We start from the raw sequence: 18,343 nt of genomic DNA on the forward strand, positions 1-18,343 counted from the left end.
TTCCTTGGAGGGTATTTTGATTAAGTCAGCGCTATTGGTTCTGGAAGACGGAACCCAATTCCACGGTCGTGCCATCGGGGCAGAGGGAGCGGTAGTGGGGGAAGTGGTCTTCAATACGTTGATGACCGGTTATCAAGAAATCCTCACTGATCCTTCCTATTCCCGCCAGATTGTCACTCTCACTTATCCCCATATCGGTAATGTCGGCACTAACGCCAGCGACGAAGAATCCCCCTCTGTTCATGCTCAAGGCCTGGTTATTCGCGATCTGCCTTTGATTGCCAGCAACTACCGTAATGAAGAGAGCCTGTCGGATTACCTGAAACGCAATAACATCGTTGCCATCGCCGATATCGATACGCGTAAGCTGACTCGCTTGCTGCGTGAGAAAGGGGCGCAGAATGGCTGCATTATTGCCGGAGATGCGCCGGATGCGGCGCTGGCACTGGAAAAAGCCAAAGCGTTCCCAGGCCTTAAGGGCATGGATCTGGCAAAAGAAGTAACGACCCAGGAACGTTATGGTTGGACGCAAGGCAGCTGGACGTTGACCGGTGACTTGCCTGCCGCCAAAGCGGAAAGTGAATTGCCGTACCACGTGGTGGCTTATGACTACGGTGTGAAGCGCAACATCCTGCGTATGCTGGTCGATCGTGGCTGCCGTCTGACGGTTGTGCCTGCCCAGACCTCCGCAGAAGAGGTGCTGAAACTGAACCCGGATGGCATTTTCCTCTCTAACGGCCCTGGCGACCCGGAGCCGTGTGACTACGCCATCAAGGCGATTAAATCTTTCCTGGAAACGGACATTCCGGTATTTGGCATCTGCCTTGGCCACCAACTGCTGGCGCTGGCAAGCGGTGCTAAAACCGTCAAAATGAAATTTGGCCACCACGGCGGTAACCATCCGGTGAAAGATCTGGATGCTGACTGCGTGATGATCACTGCACAGAACCACGGTTTTGCTGTTGATGAAAACTCGCTGCCTGCGACGCTGCGCCCGACGCATAAATCTCTGTTTGACGGCTCCTTGCAAGGGATTCATCGCACGGATAAAGCGGCGTTCAGTTTCCAGGGACACCCGGAAGCAAGCCCTGGTCCGCACGATGCGGCCCCTTTGTTCGATCACTTTATCGAACTGATTCAATCTTATCGTGCCAATGGTAAATAATCGGGAGCAGAAAAATGGCAAAACGTACAGATATTAAAAGCATCCTGATCCTTGGTGCGGGCCCGATCGTTATCGGTCAGGCATGTGAATTCGACTACTCGGGTGCGCAGGCGTGTAAAGCGTTACGTGAAGAGGGGTATCGCGTCATTCTGGTGAACTCCAACCCGGCCACCATCATGACCGACCCGGAAATGGCCGATGCCACTTATATTGAGCCGATCCACTGGGAAGTGGTGCGCAAAATCATCGAAAAAAAGCGTCCAGATGCGGTGCTGCCGACCATGGGCGGTCAGACTGCGCTGAACTGTGCGCTTGAGCTGGAGCGTCAGGGCGTGCTGGCGGAATTTGGCGTTACCATGATCGGTGCGACCGCTGATGCTATCGATAAAGCGGAAGATCGCCGCCGCTTCGATATCGCCATGAAGAAAATTGGCCTGGAAACCGCGCGTTCCGGCATCGCTCATACCATGGAAGAAGCGCTGGCTGTGGCCGCCGATGTGGGCTATCCCTGCATCATTCGTCCGTCCTTTACCATGGGCGGTAGCGGCGGCGGCATAGCCTATAACCGTGAAGAGTTTGAAGAAATTTGCGCGCGCGGTCTGGATCTTTCACCGACTAAAGAGCTGCTGATTGATGAATCGCTCATCGGTTGGAAAGAGTACGAAATGGAGGTGGTGCGCGATAAGAAGGACAACTGCATCATTGTCTGTTCCATCGAAAACCTGGATGCCATGGGTATCCACACCGGTGACTCCATTACCGTTGCTCCGGCGCAAACCCTGACTGACAAGGAATACCAAATCATGCGCAACGCCTCCATGGCGGTACTGCGTGAAATCGGGGTAGAAACCGGCGGCTCCAACGTGCAATTTGCGGTTAACCCGAAAACTGGTCGCCTGATCATTATCGAAATGAACCCGCGTGTATCGCGCTCCTCTGCGCTGGCTTCCAAAGCGACGGGCTTCCCGATTGCCAAGATTGCCGCCAAGCTGGCCGTAGGCTATACGCTGGATGAGCTGATGAACGACATCACCGGCGGCCGTACTCCGGCGTCGTTCGAGCCGTCAATTGACTATGTTGTTACCAAGATTCCACGCTTTAATTTCGAAAAATTTGCCGGTGCCAACGATCGCCTGACCACCCAAATGAAATCGGTCGGTGAAGTGATGGCAATTGGCCGCACCCAGCAAGAGTCGCTGCAAAAAGCGCTGCGTGGTCTGGAAGTCGGCGCAACGGGCTTCGATCCGAAAGTGGATCTGGACGATCCGGAAGCGCTGACCAAAATCCGCCGCGAGCTGAAAGACGCTGGCGCTGAGCGTATCTGGTATCTGGCAGATGCTTTCCGTGCCGGCATGTCTGTGGATGGCGTGTTTAACCTGACCAATATCGATCGCTGGTTCCTGGTGCAGATTGAAGAGCTAGTGCGTCTGGAAGAGCAGGTCACCGAGAAGGGCGCGACTGCGCTGACTGCCGATTTCCTGCGTACCCTGAAACGCAAAGGTTTTGCCGATGCGTGCCTGGCGGAGCTGGCAGGCGTATCTGAAAACGAAATCCGCAAACTGCGCGACAAATATGACCTGCACCCGGTCTACAAGCGCGTCGATACCTGTGCGGCAGAATTCGCCACCGATACCGCTTATATGTACTCCACTTATGATGAAGAGTGCGAAGCTAACCCGAATCAGGATCGTGACAAGATCATGGTTCTGGGCGGCGGGCCGAACCGTATCGGACAGGGCATCGAGTTTGACTACTGCTGTGCGCATGCCGCGTTGGCGCTGCGTGAAGACGGTTATGAAACCATCATGGTTAACTGTAACCCGGAAACGGTCTCAACCGATTACGACACCTCTGACCGCCTCTACTTCGAGCCGGTCACGCTGGAAGACGTGCTGGAAATCGTCCGCATCGAGAAACCGAAAGGCGTTATCGTGCAGTATGGCGGCCAAACACCGCTGAAACTGGCGCGTGCGCTGGAAGCTGCGGGTGTACCGGTGATTGGCACCAGTCCGGATGCCATTGACCGTGCAGAAGACCGCGAGCGTTTCCAACAGGCGGTGAATCGTCTGGGTCTGAAACAGCCGGAAAACGCCACCGTAACCGCCATCGAACAAGCGGTGGAGAAGGCGCGTGGTATCGGCTATCCGCTGGTGGTTCGTCCTTCCTATGTGCTGGGCGGCCGTGCGATGGAAATCGTCTATGACGAAGTCGATTTGCGCCGCTATTTCCAGACTGCGGTCAGCGTGTCTAAGGATGCTCCGGTACTGCTGGACCGTTTCCTGGATGATGCCATCGAAGTGGACGTGGACGCTATCTGTGACGGCGAACGTGTGCTGATTGGCGGCATTATGGAACACATCGAACAAGCGGGCGTGCACTCTGGTGATTCTGCCTGTTCGTTGCCTGCTTACACGCTGAGCAAGGAAATTCAGGATGTGATGCGTCAGCAGGTAGAAAAGCTGGCGTTCGAACTGAGCGTGCGTGGTTTGATGAACGTGCAGTTTGCCGTGAAGAACAACGAAGTCTACCTGATTGAAGTGAACCCACGTGCAGCGCGTACCGTACCGTTTGTCTCCAAGGCGACAGGTGTACCGCTGGCGAAAGTGGCCGCGCGCGTGATGGCGGGCAAGACGCTGACGGAGCAGGGTGTCACCAAAGAGGTTATCCCGCCGTATTACTCCGTGAAGGAAGTGGTGTTGCCGTTCAATAAGTTCCCTGGCGTTGACCCGATTTTGGGGCCAGAAATGCGCTCTACCGGGGAAGTGATGGGAGTGGGCCGCACCTTTGCAGAAGCGTTCGCCAAGGCGATGCTGGGCAGCAACTCGCCGATGAAGAAATCAGGACGCGCTCTGCTCTCTGTTCGCGAGGGGGATAAAGCACGCGTCGTGGATCTGGCGGCCAAGTTGCTTAAGCATGGTTTTGAGCTGGACGCGACTCACGGTACTGCAATTGAGCTGGGTGAAGCCGGTATCAACCCGCGTCTGGTGAACAAGGTGCATGAAGGGCGCCCGCACATTCAGGACCGTATCAAGAATGGCGAGTACACTTACATTGTCAACACCACCGCAGGGCGTCAGGCGATTGAAGATTCCAAGCTGATTCGCCGCAGCGCGTTGCAGTATAAAGTGCACTATGACACCACCATGAACGGCGGCTTCGCGACGGCGATGGCCCTGAACGCGGATCCGACTGAGAAAGTGACCTCGGTGCAGGAGATGCACGCACAGATTAAAGGCTAATTTGTGCTAATGAAAAAGCCAGCGCGAGAGCGCTGGCTTTTTTGTGTCTGTAGAAAACGCTCTGCCACGCGGAGGGTTCCATTTGGGCGATAGATATTGTACGCAGGAAACGCATTACCCCAGAGCCACCTTAATACCGAGTGCGATTAACACTGTGCCCAGCAGCTTATCGACCAGCTTTTGCGCTTTTTCCAATGCACGGCGTACCGGGCCGCTCTGAAACAGGAGCATCAGCAGTGGCCACCAGACGGCGGCGAGCTCCCAGATAATAAAGGCGTACCACAGTTTTTCCCCGATGCTGGGGTGAGTGCTGAGCACCTGGGTAAACATGGCAAGAAAGAACAGGGTGGCTCTGGGGTTCAGCAGATTGCACAGATAGCCTTGCAGGAAGGCTTTTTTAAGCTGACCTCTTGGCGCGGTAGCGCAGAAACGTTCAGCTTGCTGCCGCCCCGTGAGAGTAATGCCTGAATACCGATCACGATCAAGTAAAGTGCGCCAGCGTATTTTAAAATGTTGAATAGCCACGGCGTGGTGGTGATCACGACGGCAAGCCCGGCGACGCAATAGGCCATATGGGTTGCTACGCCTGCGATCACGCCCAGGGCCGTCATCATGGCAGGCAAGCGCGCATAGCGTGCGGCGTTTTTAATCACCAGAAAGAAGTCTGGGCCGGGCGAAAGCATACCCAGCGTCGCGATGGTGGCGACAAACAGTGAGGTTTCAAGCATCAACAGCGTCCCAATGGGTGATTAGGAAGAAAAAGGTTGTGCCGACGATCTTAACGCGGTAACGATCGTGATGCACTCATAAGATTTTATTCTTGTCAGCAATATTGGCAATCTGGGCGCGTTGTGTTAACAAGTCTCCTTGCTTTATTTAGGGTGTCTTAATTTTTATAAGTCAGGGTCTTCGTATGGTCAGTGAAACACCACAGCAACGGGAAATCACCCGGCTGTGTATCCAATGCGCGCTGATGCTGTTGCAGCACGGTGCAGAGAGCATGGTGGTTGAGCAACTCTCCTCACGCCTCGGGCTGGCGTGCTGGGCGGTTGCCAGCCTGCTGACGCTTGCGACCTGCATTGGTGTGGTAGCTGCGATGGCGATATGGGGGCTGCGCACATGGGCATAACGCTGCTGTGGGGCTTGTTGCAGGATGTCCTGCTGGCCGCTGTGCCAGCTTTGGGTTTTGCTATGGTGTTCAATGTGCGGGTCAAAGCGCTGCCTTATTGTGCATTGCTGGGTGGCGCGGGACACGGCGTACGTTTCCTGTGTGTGCAGATGGGCATGCCATCGAGTGGGGATCGTTTTTGGCGGCAATATTGATCGGGGTGATTGGGATTCGCTGGTCGCGCTGGCTATTGGCGCATCCGAAAGTGTTTACCGTCGCGGCGGTGATTCCGATGTTTCCCGGTATCTCGGCTTATACGGCAATGATCTCGCTGGTAGAACTTTCCCATCAGGGATACAGCGAAGCCTTGATGCGCGTGCTGATCACGCATTTTCTCAAGGCCTCTTTTATCGTTGGTGCGCTGTCTATCGGGTTGTCACTGCCGGGGATTTGGCTGTATCGCAAACGTCCCGGCGTGTAGCGGCGTTCAGATTCGGCTTATTTTGCCCATCAGAAAATCTCCGTATCGACGTACCCATCACCTTTCCGTATAGTGTCTGCAATTTTTGAGCTATAGGGCTTTACCATGGTGATTAGTTTGATTGCAGCACTGGCGGTGGATCGCGTTATCGGTATGGAAAACGCCATGCCGTGGCATTTGCCGGCAGATCTGGCGTGGTTTAAGCGCCAGACGTTAAATAAACCCATTATTATGGGGCGTAATACTTTTCGGTCTATCGGCCAACCGTTGCCGGGAAGAAAGAATATCGTGGTAAGTCGTCATCCTGGTGATGATGAGCGAGTGACCTGGGTGGCGACCCTTGAGGCGGCGTTAGAGGCTGCCGCCGGGGCGGAAGAGGTGATGGTTATCGGTGGTGGCAGCATTTATCAGCAGATGCTGCCCCGCGCATCGCGCTTGTACCTGACGCACATCGATGCCGAAGTGGAGGGCGATACCCATTTCCCGGAGTATGAACCGGACGCGTGGTCATCGGTGTTCAGCGAGTTTCATGATGCAGATGAGGAGAACTCGCACAGTTACTGCTTTGAGATTCTCGAAAGGCGTTAACAGGATACGCGTACGCGCGGGGAGATCAGGCCGCGCGCGTTTTTTACTTATTCTGCGCCAACGGCTGCCATTCCTTGCGCCAATGACGGCTGAGTAAAGATCTGTTTATCTTCCCAGCGCAGCATCGTCAATTCACCTCCCCAGCAGCAGCCGGTGTCCAACGCATAGATGTTATCTGGCGTCCCTTTTCCTTCCAGAGATGCCCAGTGGCCGAATGCGATGGCATAGCCCGGCGTTTCGGCATTACCTTCTACAACCGGGCTGGGCAAGTGAAACCACGGCTTCAGTAGAGAAGGCGCTTGCGACGGCGCTTCTTTGCATATCATGTCTAACTGCCCGCCGGAGAAGCAGTAACGCATGCGGGTAAACACGTTGGTGCTAAAACGCAGACGCGGCAAACCACTCAGCTCCGGGCTCCAGTGATTGGGCATATCGCCATACATGGCATCCAAAAACAGGGGATAGCTGTCACTGCTGAGTATGGCTTCCACTTCTCGTGCGCACATTTGCGCGGTGGCCAGATCCCACTGCGGCGTTACTCCCGCATGGGCCATAACCAGTTTAAGATCATCATCAACCAGCATCACCGGTTGGCGGCGCAGCCAGTTGATCAAGGTATTGACGTCGCGCGCATTAAGCAGATCGCTAAGCCGATCTTTCGGTTTGTTCCTGCTGATACCGGCATAAACCGCCAACAAATGAAGATCGTGGTTGCCCAGCACCATCTGTGCGGCAGAGCCCAACGAACGCACGTAGCGTAATACCTCCAATGACGCCGGACCGCGTGCAACCAGATCGCCGGTGAACCACAGTTTGTCGTGCGCCGGATCGAAAGAAACTTGCGCCAACAGCGCCTTTAGCTCGTCAAAGCAGCCGTGCACATCGCCAATTAAGTAGGTAGACATAATTAATGAATCAGTGAAGGGATCGCTAAACGAAAAACAGAAATAGGAACCTGGAACGCATCGCCTTCATGATCGATCATGTGGTAATAGCCTTCCATCGTGCCCAGCGGGGTTTCCAGCACCGTACCGCTGGTGTATTGAAATTCGCTACCGGGTTGGATAATGGGCTGTTCCCCAATCACCCCTTCCCCCTGAACTTCAGTTTGACGCCCATTGGCATTGGTGATCATCCAGTAACGCCCATGGAGTTGGACAGGATTACGCCCCAGATTACGGATTGTGATGGTATAAGCGAAGACAAAGCGGCTTTCATCGGGCTCGGACTGCGCTTCGACATAAAAACTCTGAACCTGAACACAAACATGGGGCGTATTAATCATCGCGACACTTCCAGTTATTCCTGCGTTGGCGGATGCTCAGACAGCCAGTTGGCCAGCCGGCAGTATTGCTCTACAGAGACATTTTCCGCACGGGCAGCGGGATCAATCTCAAGCGCGACAAGCTGCTCTACGCTGAACACATTACCCAGACTATTGCGCAAGGTTTTACGGCGCTGGTTGAATGCCTCGGTAGTGATACGGCTGAGCACGCGGACATCAGCTACAGGATAAGGCTGTACGGCATGAGGAACAAGACGCACAACAGCAGAATCCACTTTAGGCGGTGGCGTAAAGGCGGTGGGTGGCACTTCGAGCACCGGAATCACCTGACAATAGTATTGTGCCATCACACTCAATCGGCCATAGGCTTTGCTGTTCGGGCCTGCGACAAGGCGGTTCACCACTTCCTTTTGCAACATAAAGTGCATATCGCGGATAGCTTGAGTATAGCTAAACAGATGGAACATCAACGGTGTTGATATGTTGTAGGGTAAGTTGCCAAAAACGCGCAAGGGTTGACCAATCTGTTGTGACAGCTTGGCGAAATTTACCGTCATTGCATCTTGCTGGATCACGGTCAGCTTGTCTTTGAGCTGCGGATGCACAATTAAGCGTGCCGCCAGGTCACGGTCCAGTTCAATAACTGTAAACTGGTTAAGGTGCTCGGCAACGGGCCGCGTTAACGCGCCGAGGCCGGGGCCGATCTCCACCATGGCGTGATCCGCCTGCGGATGAATGGCGGAGACAATACTCTCGATCACGAACTGATCGTTTAAAAAATTCTGCCCGAAACGCTTGCGGGCAAAGTGGCCTTGATGGACGCGATTATTCATTACGGTGTTTCGTTATGGTGTTGAGTCATGTTGATGGCAAGCTGCAATGCCGTGATAAAGCTGCCCGGCTCCGCGTCACCGGAACCTGCGAGCGCGCGCGCGGTGCCGTGATCGACGGACGTTCGGATAAAAGGTAAGCCGAGCGTGATGTTGACAGCTCGCCCAAACCCTTGATATTTCAATACTGGCAGCCCTTGATCATGATACATCGCCAATACGGCGTCTGCCTCTTTTAGATACTTGGGTTGGAATAGCGTATCTGCTGGCAACGGGCCGACCAGATTAATCCCCTCTGCGCGCAGCTCATCCAGCGCAGGGATGATGATATCCAACTCTTCGCGCCCCATGTGGCCGCCTTCCCCCGCGTGGGGATTAAGGCCACACACATAAATACATGGGTGTTCGAGACCAAACTTCTGCTGGAGATCGCGTTGCAAAATCGCGATCACTTCATGCAGGCTGTCACGGGTGATAGCGCGGGAAACGTCGGCCAGCGGCAGGTGTGTGGTTGCCAGCGCTACCCGTAGCTCCTCGGTCGCCAACATCATCACCACTTTTTCACAGCCGCTGCGGTCCGCAAAGAACTCGGTGTGGCCGCTGAAAGGCACGCCGGCATCGTTAATGATCCCTTTGTGTACCGGCCCGGTCACTAACGCGGCAAACTCACCGCAGAGGCAACCGTCGCAGGAGCGTGCCAGGGTGTTCACCACATACAGGCCGTTGCTGACGTTAAGCTCGCCGGGGGAGGCCTCTGCGGATAACGAAACCGGTAACATCGTTAGCGAACCTGCTCGTTGCGCAATAGCGGGTGTACCGGGTTGGTAGTCTCGCAGCGTTAACGGCAGGCCAAGCTGTTTCGCTCTGCTGTGCAGCAATGCGGGGTCGGCACACACCACCAGTTCTACCGGCCAGTCGCGCTGAGCCAGTTGAATGATAAGGTCTGGCCCAATCCCGGCGGGTTCGCCGGGCGTGATGACGATGCGAGACACGGTCATGATTATTGCGCCGAACTGCTGTCGCTGCCGTTAACGATCTTCACGTAAGAGGCGGCACGCTGTTCTTGCATCCAGGTTTGCGCCTCTTCGGAGAATTTACGGTTAAATAGCATGCGATAAGCGCGATCTTTCTGCGCTGCATCGGTTTTGTCTACCTGACGCGTGTCTAACAGTTGGATCAAGTGCCAGCCGAATGAGGAGTGGACGGGAGCATTGATTTCCCCTTTGCGCAGTTTCATCAGCGCGTCGCGGAATGACGGGTCGTACATATCCGGCGTTGCCCAACCCAGATCTCCCCCCTGATTTGCCGAGCCGGGATCTTGCGAAAGCTGTTTAGCCTGAGCGGCAAAATCGGTGGTGCCGCGTTTGATCTGCTGCGCAACCTCATCCAGTTTGGCTTGTGCCTGACTGTCGTTCATCACTACGGAAGGCTTCAACAGAATGTGGCGTGCATGCACTTCGGTAACTGAAACGGATTTATCGCCGCCGCGGATATCGTTAACGCGCAAAATATGGAAGCCAACGCCGGAACGAATCGGGCCGACCACCTGGCCTTTTTGCGCTTGCGTCAGGCGTTCAGCGAACAGGGAAGGGATTTCCTGAAGTTTACCCCAGCCCATCTGTCCACCTTTCAACGCCTGCGAATCCGCAGAGTGTGCGATGGCCAGTTTGGCGAAATCAGCTCCGCCTTGAAGCTGTTGTACCAACGAGTTGGCCAGGTTTTCCGCATCATCGACCTGCCGCTGTGTCGGGTTCTCAGACAGTGGGATCAGAATGTGGCTCAGGTTTAGCTCAGCGTCTTCGCCGGTCTGATTGGCAATCTGTTTCGCCAGCGCGTCAACTTCCTGCGGCAGGATAGTGATACGGCGGCGCACTTCGTTATTGCGCACTTCGGCAATGGTCATCTCTTTACGAATCTGGTTGCGATAGGTGCTGTAGGTCAGATTCTCATAAGCCAGCTGGCTTTTTAGCTGGTCGAGCGTCATGCGGTTTTGTGCCGCAATATTGTTGATGGCCTGATCCAACTGTGCATCGCTGATCTGGATATTCATTTTTTTTGCCATTTGCAAAATGATGTTATCCATAATCAGACGATCGAGGATCTGGTGGCGCAACGTATTCTCATCCGGCAACTGTTGTCCCGCTTGCTGCGCATTCATCTTCACGGACTGTAAAAGCGTGCTGACATCACTTTCGAGCACGACGCTGTTGTCCACGACGGCGGCGACTTTATCAACAACCTGTGGCACAGCAACTGCTGCATTGGCGCTGAGGGCCAGCCCGAGGATAAGCGTTCTCCAGTTCTTCATACCTTTCCCGTTAGTTTCACCCGCAAGGCGGATTAAAAGTTGATGTGTTACCGTTTATTCCACGCGCGCACGACAGCATCAGAATGTGCGTTGATATGGCAGAATACCTGAGCGCAGCATTTTTTGCGCACCCAGCGTTTCATTGCTGCTTAAACCCCGTAACTCGATATTGATCGAGAATTTGTTGTCATACTCACTGGACTGCCGGTTGGTGTTCCAGTCGGTAATTTTCCGCTCGTAGCCCATATTGACGGCCCAGCAACAGGTGTTGTACTGAAAGCCGATACGCTGGTTGGCGATTTGATTCGCTTTGGTGTCGTAGTAATACGCACCAACCACGGACCAACGGTCGGCAATCGGCCAACTGGCGGTGATCCCCACCTGCGAAATGCCCTGCTGATAGGCTCGGCTTGCCAACAGATTTTGCACGGAGTTTTGAATATATTCCCTGCTGGCATAGCGGTAGTTCAACTGCACCAACTTCTCGATATCCTGGCGGTATTCCACCACCGCGTTGCCCTGTGAAATGCTTTCGAGGCGCGTGTCATATTGCAAACCGCCGCGCATGCCCCACAAATCGTTAATCTTCCAATAACTGTCACCGGCCCACACCAGGCTGCCGTTATCGTCGTTTTTGTCCATTACCGTGGTGCTATCCCCGGTTCTGGGACGATCGAAGTAATAGATTTGACCGACGGAAGCATTAAAACGTTCCACCAGATTTTGATCATAAACGCAGGTGGTCAAACCGGTCGCAACCTGATTTGCCGACGCGATGCGATCCAGCCCGCTGTAACTGCGGTCGCGGAACAAACCGGTGTAGTCATTTTGCAGCAGCGTGGAGTCATAAGTGTAAATGCTGCTCTGATCGCGGTAAGGCACATACAGGTACTGTACGCGCGGCTCCAGCGTTTGGGTAAAGGCGTTGGGCCAATCCATTTCGCGTTCGAACACCAGTTTGCCGTCAACCTTGTATTGTGGCAAAACGCGATTGACCGAATCTTTCAGCGCATCGCGCTTGATGTTGCTGATTTGTGGATTGGGATCGGTGCGGAAGCGTTCCAGATTGGTTTGCTGGTAATGGGTCGCCATCAGCTTGGCTTCGGTGTTCAGGCTACCCCAACGGTTGGTCAATGGCAGATTGAGGGTAGGCTCGGCATGGAAGCGCGTCGCTTCGGGGCGGTTGTTGTTCATATTGGTAAATTTTACCGCCTGGCCATAAAGATGCATATCGAACGGGCCGATATTCCCCCGGTAGTAGTTGAGGTCGAGTTGGGGCTCGGCGCGGTAGACATCATTATTGGTGTTGGCTGCCAGCAGTTGGAACTGTTTGTTTGATAGCGTGGCGTCCCAATCCTGATTGGCATAGCCGACGCTGAATTTCTGGTTCACATAGCCGCTGGTCGTGGAGCCGTAAGCAGAATCGAGGTCTTTGAAATAATTGATATCACTGACCTTGGTGTAATCGCTGTTAAAGCGCCACACCTGATCCATGATACCTTCGTGCTGCCAGTGGAACAGCCAGCGGGTATCTTTGTCGTCCGGGTTGTCACGACGATAGGCTCTGTCATTCGGCAGCCAGTCCAACTGCACGGTACCGGTGCCCGGCGCGGCGAGGTAACGGAACTCGTTTTGCAACTGTACGCCGCGTTTGGTCAGTACGTGCGGCGTAATGGTCGCATCCATGTTGGGTGCGATATTCCAGTAGTAGGGCGTGATCAGTTCAAAGCCGCTGCTGCCGCTGTATCGGGCGTTCGGGATCAAAAAACCGGAGCGGCGTTTGTCGCCCACTGGCAGTTGCAAGTAAGGGCTGTAGAATACCGGAACGTCGCCAATTTTGACGCGCGCATTCCAAATTTCAGCAACTTGCTCATCCCTGTCATGGATCACTTCCGAACCGACGACACTCCAGCTATCATCACCCGGCAGGCAAGTAGTGAAAGAACCGTTTTCCAGAATGGTGTAGCGACTGTCACCGCGCATTTGCATTTTATCGGCATCGCCACGGCCCTGACGGTCAACCATTTGGTAATCGCCCTGAAAGACGTCGGTATCTCGCGTATTCAGGTTAGACCAGGCTTTGGGACCTTTCAGGATGACCATGTTGTCATCATAATTGACATTGCCAGTGGCAGTGACGGTACGAACGGGGGCTCCCGTAGCGTCAGTGCCGGTCTGGCGCAGCTCAACCTGATCGGCCTGCAAACGGCTATTGCCTTGCTCGATGTTGACATTACCCAGGAAACGGGCGTTATCCGGATAGTTGGCTTCGCTTTTGTCAGCCTGAATATGTACCGGGAGCGTATTGGGCTCGCCAGTAACCAGCGGCCGTGTGAACGTAGGAACGCCAAGCCGGCACTGGGCGGCAAGATCGGCCAACGCGTGTTGGCTGTAGAGCGCCGACCCAATCAAGCTGGCCAGCAGAGTTGGAAAACATTTTTTCATACGCGGTATCGGTGTTCCGTCATCAAGGGCATCATGCCGGCAAATGGTCAGAGACTATATCACTGGCTTACGTTGCGCCAGTGTAAATTCCCCACTGTTTCTCTGCTCTGCCGTTAGGTGCAACGCTAAATGATGGGTATGATAAAGCAATTTTTGGCCGACGGCATGAGGATTTGAGGAAGTATATGCGCTATTGGGGCAAGTTGCTGGGCTTGATACTGGGTATTATGTCCGGCGGCGTGTGGGGAGTGATTACGGGTGTGCTGATGGGCCATATGGTTGACAGAGCCAGGGCTGCGCGTCGCCGTGACTTTTTTTCCGCACAGTCCACGCGTCAGGCGCTGTTTTTCCTTACTACCTTTCAGGCCATGGGGCACCTCACCAAATCCAAAGGGCGCGTCACCGAAGCGGATATTCAGGCTGCCACCTTGATGATGGACAGGCTGGAGCTGTTCGGTGAGGCGCGTCTGGCGGCGCAGCAGGCATTTCGTGACGGAAAATCAAGTGCATTTCCCGTGCGTACCAAGCTGCGTAAGCTGCGCGATGCTTGTCTCGGCCGCTTCGACATGATCAGAATGTTTCTCGATATCCAGCTTCAGGTCGCGTTTAATGATGGGGAACTGCACCCGAACGAACGTCGCTTACTGTATGTTTTCGCGGATGAACTGGGCGTAACCCGTGAACAATTCGAATTTTTCATGCGCAATATGGAAGGGCAGCAACGTCAGTCCCAGCAAGGCCAATCACAGCAAAGTCAATCGAAGCAGCATCAGTCAAAGCAGAATGGCAAATCATACCAGCGCCGCAATCAGTCCAACGGCGGGCAATCTTATGGCGGACAATCGCAGGGTGGGCAGCGTCAGCAGCAATCACCTTATACACGAGGCCCCACGCTGGAGAGTGCCTGTCGCACGCTGGGCGTGCGCACCAGCGATGACGCCGCGACGGTGAAACGCGCTTATCGCAAACTCATGAACGAACACCATCCTGATAAACTGGCGGGCAAGGGGCTCTCCCCGCGCATGATGGACATGGCCAAACGCAAGGCACAAGACATTCAGGCGGCTTATGAGTTTTTGAAGAACAGCCACGTCGCCAAGTAACGCCCTTCCGGTTTTTCCCGCATTTTTTCCCAGATTACCTTAAAAATCAGGCTCACAGCGAAAATGCATCGGCGTGCCGAAAGTGGGATGTGTGATGGCTAATTCTTGTGCATGCAGCAGCAGGCGTGGTGCCAGCGCTTTCGCTTCGGGATGGGCGTAAAAACAATCACCGAGAATCGGGTGCCCAAGCGCAAGCAGATGCACGCGCAGCTGGTGTGAACGTCCGGTAATCGGCATCAGCTTAACGCGCGTGGTGCCATCAGCATCGCGAGCCAGCACCTGATACTGGGTTTGCGCGGGTTTTCCCTGTTCGAAACAGACTTTCTGTTTCGGACGGTTTGACCAGTCGCAGATCAGCGGCAGATCGATCAACCCGTCATCGTGTTCCAGCCATCCCCATACCCGTGCGATATAGGATTTTTTCGGCTCGCGCTCACGAAACTGGCGTTTCAGTTCCCGTTCGGCCGCTTTGGTCAGCGCAACGGCGATGACACCGCTGGTGGCCATATCGAGACGATGCACGGATTCTGCCTGAGGAAAATCCCGTTGAATACGGCTCATGATGCTGTCGCGGTGCTCAAGGGCTCTGCCGGGAACGGAGAGTAACCCGCTAGGCTTGTTGACCACAATAATGTGTTGATCCTGATACAGCACGTGCAACCAGGGATCGCGTGGAGGGTTATAGGGTTCCATGATGGCTCCTGCCGCGGCAACGGCGAGACCGTTGCCGCGAGCATTATTGACTACTGGTGAGATACCACCACTAAACGAATGGCATCCAGTCGCCAGTTGGCCTGATGCAGGTTGAGCAACACCTGTTCCCGCTGTGTTTCCAGCGCGATTAGTTCATCGTCACGGATGTTCGGGTTAACGGCTTTCAGAGCTTCCAGCCGTTCCCGTTCGCGGCGCAGTTGCAGATCGGCCTGTTGTTGCGCGTCGATAATCAACTGCTGTGCCTGAGTGGCAACCAGCGCTTCAGCCTGCTGTAGCATACTGTGAACGTCGGCTTGCACCGCATTCACCAGCTTACTGGAGGTGTGGCGGTTCACTGCGTTGAGCTGACGGTTGAAGCTTTCAAACTCGACCTGCGGTGCCAGATTCTTGCCTGTGCGATCCATCAGTAAACGCAGCGGAGTGGGCGGCAGGAAGCGCGTCAACTGCAACTGTTTCGGCGCCTGTGCCTCCACGACGTAGACCAGCTCAGCCAGCAGAGTACCCACAGGTAACGCTTTATTTTTCAGTAAGGAGACCGTACAGCTACCGGTATCGCCTGACAAAATCAGGTCCATGCCATTGCGGATCAGTGGATGTTCCCAACTGACAAATTGTGCATCTTCCCGCGACAGCGCTTGCTCGCGCTCGAAGGTGATGGTGCAGCCATCCTGCGGCAGACCGGGAAAATCAGGCACCAACATATGATCGGAAGGCGTCAGAATAATCAGGTTATCGCTGCGATCTTCCTGATTCACGCCGACGATATCGAACAGATTCAGGGCAAAGGTCACCAGACTTACGTCGTTATCCTGCTCTGCGATGGATTGTGCCAACGCCTGTGCGGCTTCACCGCCGTTGGAGTGCATTTCCAGCAGGCGGTCACGGCCCAATTCAAGCTGTGCCTTCAGCGCATCGTGTTGTTGACGGCAGGCACGAATAAACTCATCCAGCCCGTCGCTTTCTCCAGGGGCGCTCAGGCGTTCAATCAGTGTGCTGTAATGGGCATCATAAATGGTGCGCCCGGTCGGGCAGGTGTGCTCAAAAGCATCGAGCCCTTCGTGATACCAGCGTACCAGCAGTGCCTGCGCGGTGTTTTCCAGATAGGGCACCAGCACCTGAATTTCTTGCGTCTGCCCGATGCGATCCAGACGTCCGATGCGTTGCTCCAGCAGATCCGGATTGAACGGCAGATCGAACATGATCAGATGGCTAGCGAACTGGAAGTTGCGCCCTTCGGAACCGATTTCAGAGCAGATCAACACCTGTGCGCCATCTTCTTCCGAAGCAAAATAGGCCGCCGCGCGATCGTGCTCAAGGATAGACAACCCTTCGTGGAATACGGCGGCGCGAATCGCTTCGCGCGTGCGCAGCACCTGCTCAAGCTGCAAAGCGGTGGCGGCCTTGGCGCAAATTACCAATATCTTTTTATCGCGATTGGCGGTCAGGTAGCCGGGCAGCCACTCAACGCGCGGATCGAAACTCCACCAGGTAGCGTCGTCACCTTCCAGCATTTGGTAAATCTGTTCCGGGTACAGCATGTCGCGCGCGCGCTTCCGGCGTTTTACTGCCGCTCATGATGCCGGAAACTTTAATTGCCGTCTGGTATTGCGCAGGCAGCGGTAACTTGATCTGGTGCAGTACACGCTGCGGGAAGCCTTTTACGCCTTGGCGCGTGTTACGAAACAGCACGCGGCTGGTGCCGTGCCTGTCCATCAGCATGGCAATCAGTTCCTGACGCGCCGTTTGGCGATCGTCCGTGTTGCTGTTTATCGCTTTGAGTAACGGTTCACAATCTTGCTCACTCAGCAATTCGGTGAGCAGATTCATCTCCTCTTTACTGAGGTTCTCGTCGGCAAGCAGCAAGGCAACGGCATCCGCCACCGGGCGATACTGCTGCTGTTCTTTGACAAATTCGTGGTAGTCGTGGAAACGGTTTGGATCTAACAGTCGCAAGCGAGCAAAGTGGCTCTCCTGACCGAGTTGCTCAGGGGTTGCCGTCAGCAGCAGTACGGCAGGAATGCGCTGCGCCAACTGTTCAATCGCCTGATATTCGGGGCTGGGAGCTGCTTCGCTCCAGGCCAGATGGTGCGCTTCGTCCACCACCAGCAAATCCCACTGCGCGGCGAGCAATTGCTCAAAACGCGCGGCATTTTTCTGGACAAAACCGAGGGAGCAGATGATTAACTGCTCGGTTTCAAACGGATTGCTGCTGTCGAGTCTGGCTTCGGCGTAACGTTCATCATCAAACAGGGAAAACAGCAGGTTAAAGCGGCGCAGCATCTCCACCAGCCACTGGTGTTGCAGGGTCTCCGGCACCACAATCAGCACGCGTTCAGCACGCCCGGCCAACAGTTGCTGGTGGATAACCATCCCGGCTTCAATGGTTTTGCCCAGACCTACTTCATCGGCCAGCAGCACGCGCGGCGCATGGCGCTGACCCACTTCCCGCGCAATGTGCAACTGGTGAGGGATCAGGCTGGCGCGCATGCCGCGCAGGCCGCCCCAAGGCTGCAACGCTTGAGCCTGTTGGTGCAGGCGCGTGCGATAGCGCAGGGCAAAGCGATCCATGCGATCGATCTGCCCGGCGAACAGGCGGTCTTGCGGTTTATTAAAGGTCAACTTGCTGTCCAGCATCACTTCGCGCAGTTCAGCCGTTGTGCCATCATCTGTGCGTTCACCGATATAAACAATCAGCCCGTTTTCGTCGCGGGTTTCGCTGACACTGAGCTGCCAGCCTTCATGGCTGGTCACGGTATCGCCTGGATTAAACATGACACGGGTGATCGGGGCATCGCTTCTCGAATAGAGGCGGTTTTCTCCGCTTGCAGGGAAAAGCAGTGTGACCATGCGCGCATCCAGAGCAACAACCGTGCCCAGTCCCAGCTCGCTTTCCGTATCGCTGATCCAGCGTTGACCAAGTGTAAAAAGCATAAATTCGTAGCTCGATATTTGTCATTGTTGGGCATGTCGGACAGGGAAAAGCCCTGTCGTTAATCCCTTTAGAGATGAATGATTAGTGGTGGTAACGCATACCCGTTTTCAGCCAGGCATTGAAAGGGGTGTATGGTAATAGAAGG

The 18,343-nt window shown here is 54.8% G+C and carries 13 protein-coding genes and 3 pseudogenes; 7 read left to right on the plus strand and 9 right to left on the minus strand.

Annotated elements, in window-relative coordinates; genetic code table 11:
- Positions 1-16 precede the first annotated feature (16 nt).
- Together carA and carB are read left to right on the plus strand one after the other, a co-directional pair.
- Complete coding sequence (gene carA, locus ACMZI0_RS01825) at positions 17-1,165, plus strand: glutamine-hydrolyzing carbamoyl-phosphate synthase small subunit (RefSeq protein ID WP_415671732.1); 1,149 nt, start codon at positions 17-19, stop codon at positions 1,163-1,165.
- 14 nt (positions 1,166-1,179) lie between these two features.
- Complete coding sequence (gene carB, locus ACMZI0_RS01830) at positions 1,180-4,404, plus strand: carbamoyl-phosphate synthase large subunit (protein ID WP_415671733.1); 3,225 nt, start codon at positions 1,180-1,182, stop codon at positions 4,402-4,404.
- A 114-nt stretch (positions 4,405-4,518) separates the two neighbouring features.
- Here the strand turns inward: carB and ACMZI0_RS01835 are convergent.
- Positions 4,519-5,132, minus strand: a pseudogene (locus tag ACMZI0_RS01835) (LysE family translocator).
- Positions 5,133-5,317: 185 nt separating this feature from the next.
- Between ACMZI0_RS01835 and ACMZI0_RS01840 the strand changes: the two are divergent.
- The 4 genes and pseudogenes from ACMZI0_RS01840 to folA all read left to right on the plus strand — a co-directional run.
- A pseudogene (locus tag ACMZI0_RS01840) lies at positions 5,318-5,443 on the plus strand (threonine/serine exporter); the annotation flags it as partial.
- An 80-nt stretch (positions 5,444-5,523) separates the two neighbouring features.
- Positions 5,524-5,727, plus strand: a complete 204-nt coding sequence (locus tag ACMZI0_RS01845) for a threonine/serine exporter family protein (RefSeq protein ID WP_415671734.1) — start codon at positions 5,524-5,526, stop codon at positions 5,725-5,727.
- Complete coding sequence (locus ACMZI0_RS01850; RefSeq protein ID WP_415671735.1) at positions 5,631-5,993, plus strand: threonine/serine exporter family protein; 363 nt, start codon at positions 5,631-5,633, stop codon at positions 5,991-5,993. Before ACMZI0_RS01845 ends, ACMZI0_RS01850 begins: the two co-directional genes overlap by 97 nt.
- Positions 5,994-6,101: 108 nt before the next feature.
- A complete protein-coding gene (gene folA, locus ACMZI0_RS01855; protein WP_415671792.1) occupies positions 6,102-6,581 on the plus strand; it encodes a type 3 dihydrofolate reductase in 480 nt (159 codons plus the stop codon).
- 47 nt (positions 6,582-6,628) lie between these two features.
- On the opposite strand, the gene apaH is transcribed toward folA, so the two are convergent.
- The 6 genes from apaH to lptD all read right to left on the minus strand — a co-directional run bounded on the left by apaH (position 6,629) and on the right by lptD (position 13,449).
- Positions 6,629-7,486, minus strand: coding sequence for a bis(5'-nucleosyl)-tetraphosphatase (symmetrical) ApaH (gene apaH, locus ACMZI0_RS01860; RefSeq protein WP_415671736.1), 858 nt, complete (start codon positions 7,484-7,486; stop codon positions 6,629-6,631).
- A gap of 2 nt (positions 7,487-7,488) precedes the next feature.
- Entirely contained in the window at positions 7,489-7,866 is a 378-nt protein-coding gene (gene apaG, locus ACMZI0_RS01865; RefSeq protein WP_415671737.1) for a Co2+/Mg2+ efflux protein ApaG, read from the minus strand.
- Positions 7,867-7,880: 14 nt separating this feature from the next.
- The gene (rsmA, locus tag ACMZI0_RS01870) at positions 7,881-8,699 is read right to left on the minus strand and encodes a 16S rRNA (adenine(1518)-N(6)/adenine(1519)-N(6))-dimethyltransferase RsmA (protein ID WP_415671738.1); all 819 of its coding nucleotides are present in this window, start codon (positions 8,697-8,699) and stop codon (positions 7,881-7,883) included.
- Entirely contained in the window at positions 8,699-9,694 is a 996-nt protein-coding gene (gene pdxA / locus ACMZI0_RS01875) for a 4-hydroxythreonine-4-phosphate dehydrogenase PdxA (RefSeq protein WP_415671739.1), read from the minus strand. Before pdxA ends, rsmA begins: the two co-directional genes overlap by 1 nt.
- A gap of 2 nt (positions 9,695-9,696) precedes the next feature.
- On the minus strand, positions 9,697-11,004 hold the full coding sequence (gene surA, locus ACMZI0_RS01880; RefSeq protein WP_415671740.1) for a peptidylprolyl isomerase SurA: 1,308 nt from the start codon (positions 11,002-11,004) through the stop codon (positions 9,697-9,699).
- Positions 11,005-11,082: 78 nt separating this feature from the next.
- A complete protein-coding gene (gene lptD / locus ACMZI0_RS01885) occupies positions 11,083-13,449 on the minus strand; it encodes an LPS assembly protein LptD (protein WP_415671741.1) in 2,367 nt (788 codons plus the stop codon).
- Positions 13,450-13,634: 185 nt separating this feature from the next.
- Here lptD and djlA point away from each other — a divergent pair, with 185 nt between their 5' ends.
- Entirely contained in the window at positions 13,635-14,552 is a 918-nt protein-coding gene (gene djlA / locus ACMZI0_RS01890) for a co-chaperone DjlA (protein ID WP_415671742.1), read from the plus strand.
- A gap of 39 nt (positions 14,553-14,591) precedes the next feature.
- On the opposite strand, the gene rluA is transcribed toward djlA, so the two are convergent.
- Together rluA and rapA are read right to left on the minus strand one after the other, a co-directional pair.
- Entirely contained in the window at positions 14,592-15,245 is a 654-nt protein-coding gene (gene rluA / locus ACMZI0_RS01895) for a bifunctional tRNA pseudouridine(32) synthase/23S rRNA pseudouridine(746) synthase RluA (protein ID WP_415671743.1), read from the minus strand.
- Between the two features lie 50 nt (positions 15,246-15,295).
- A pseudogene (gene rapA / locus ACMZI0_RS01900) lies at positions 15,296-18,197 on the minus strand (RNA polymerase-associated protein RapA).
- Positions 18,198-18,343 lie beyond the last annotated feature (146 nt).

The organism is Symbiopectobacterium sp. (genome assembly GCF_047692315.1).
In the GTDB taxonomy this organism is placed as follows: domain Bacteria; phylum Pseudomonadota; class Gammaproteobacteria; order Enterobacterales; family Enterobacteriaceae; genus Symbiopectobacterium.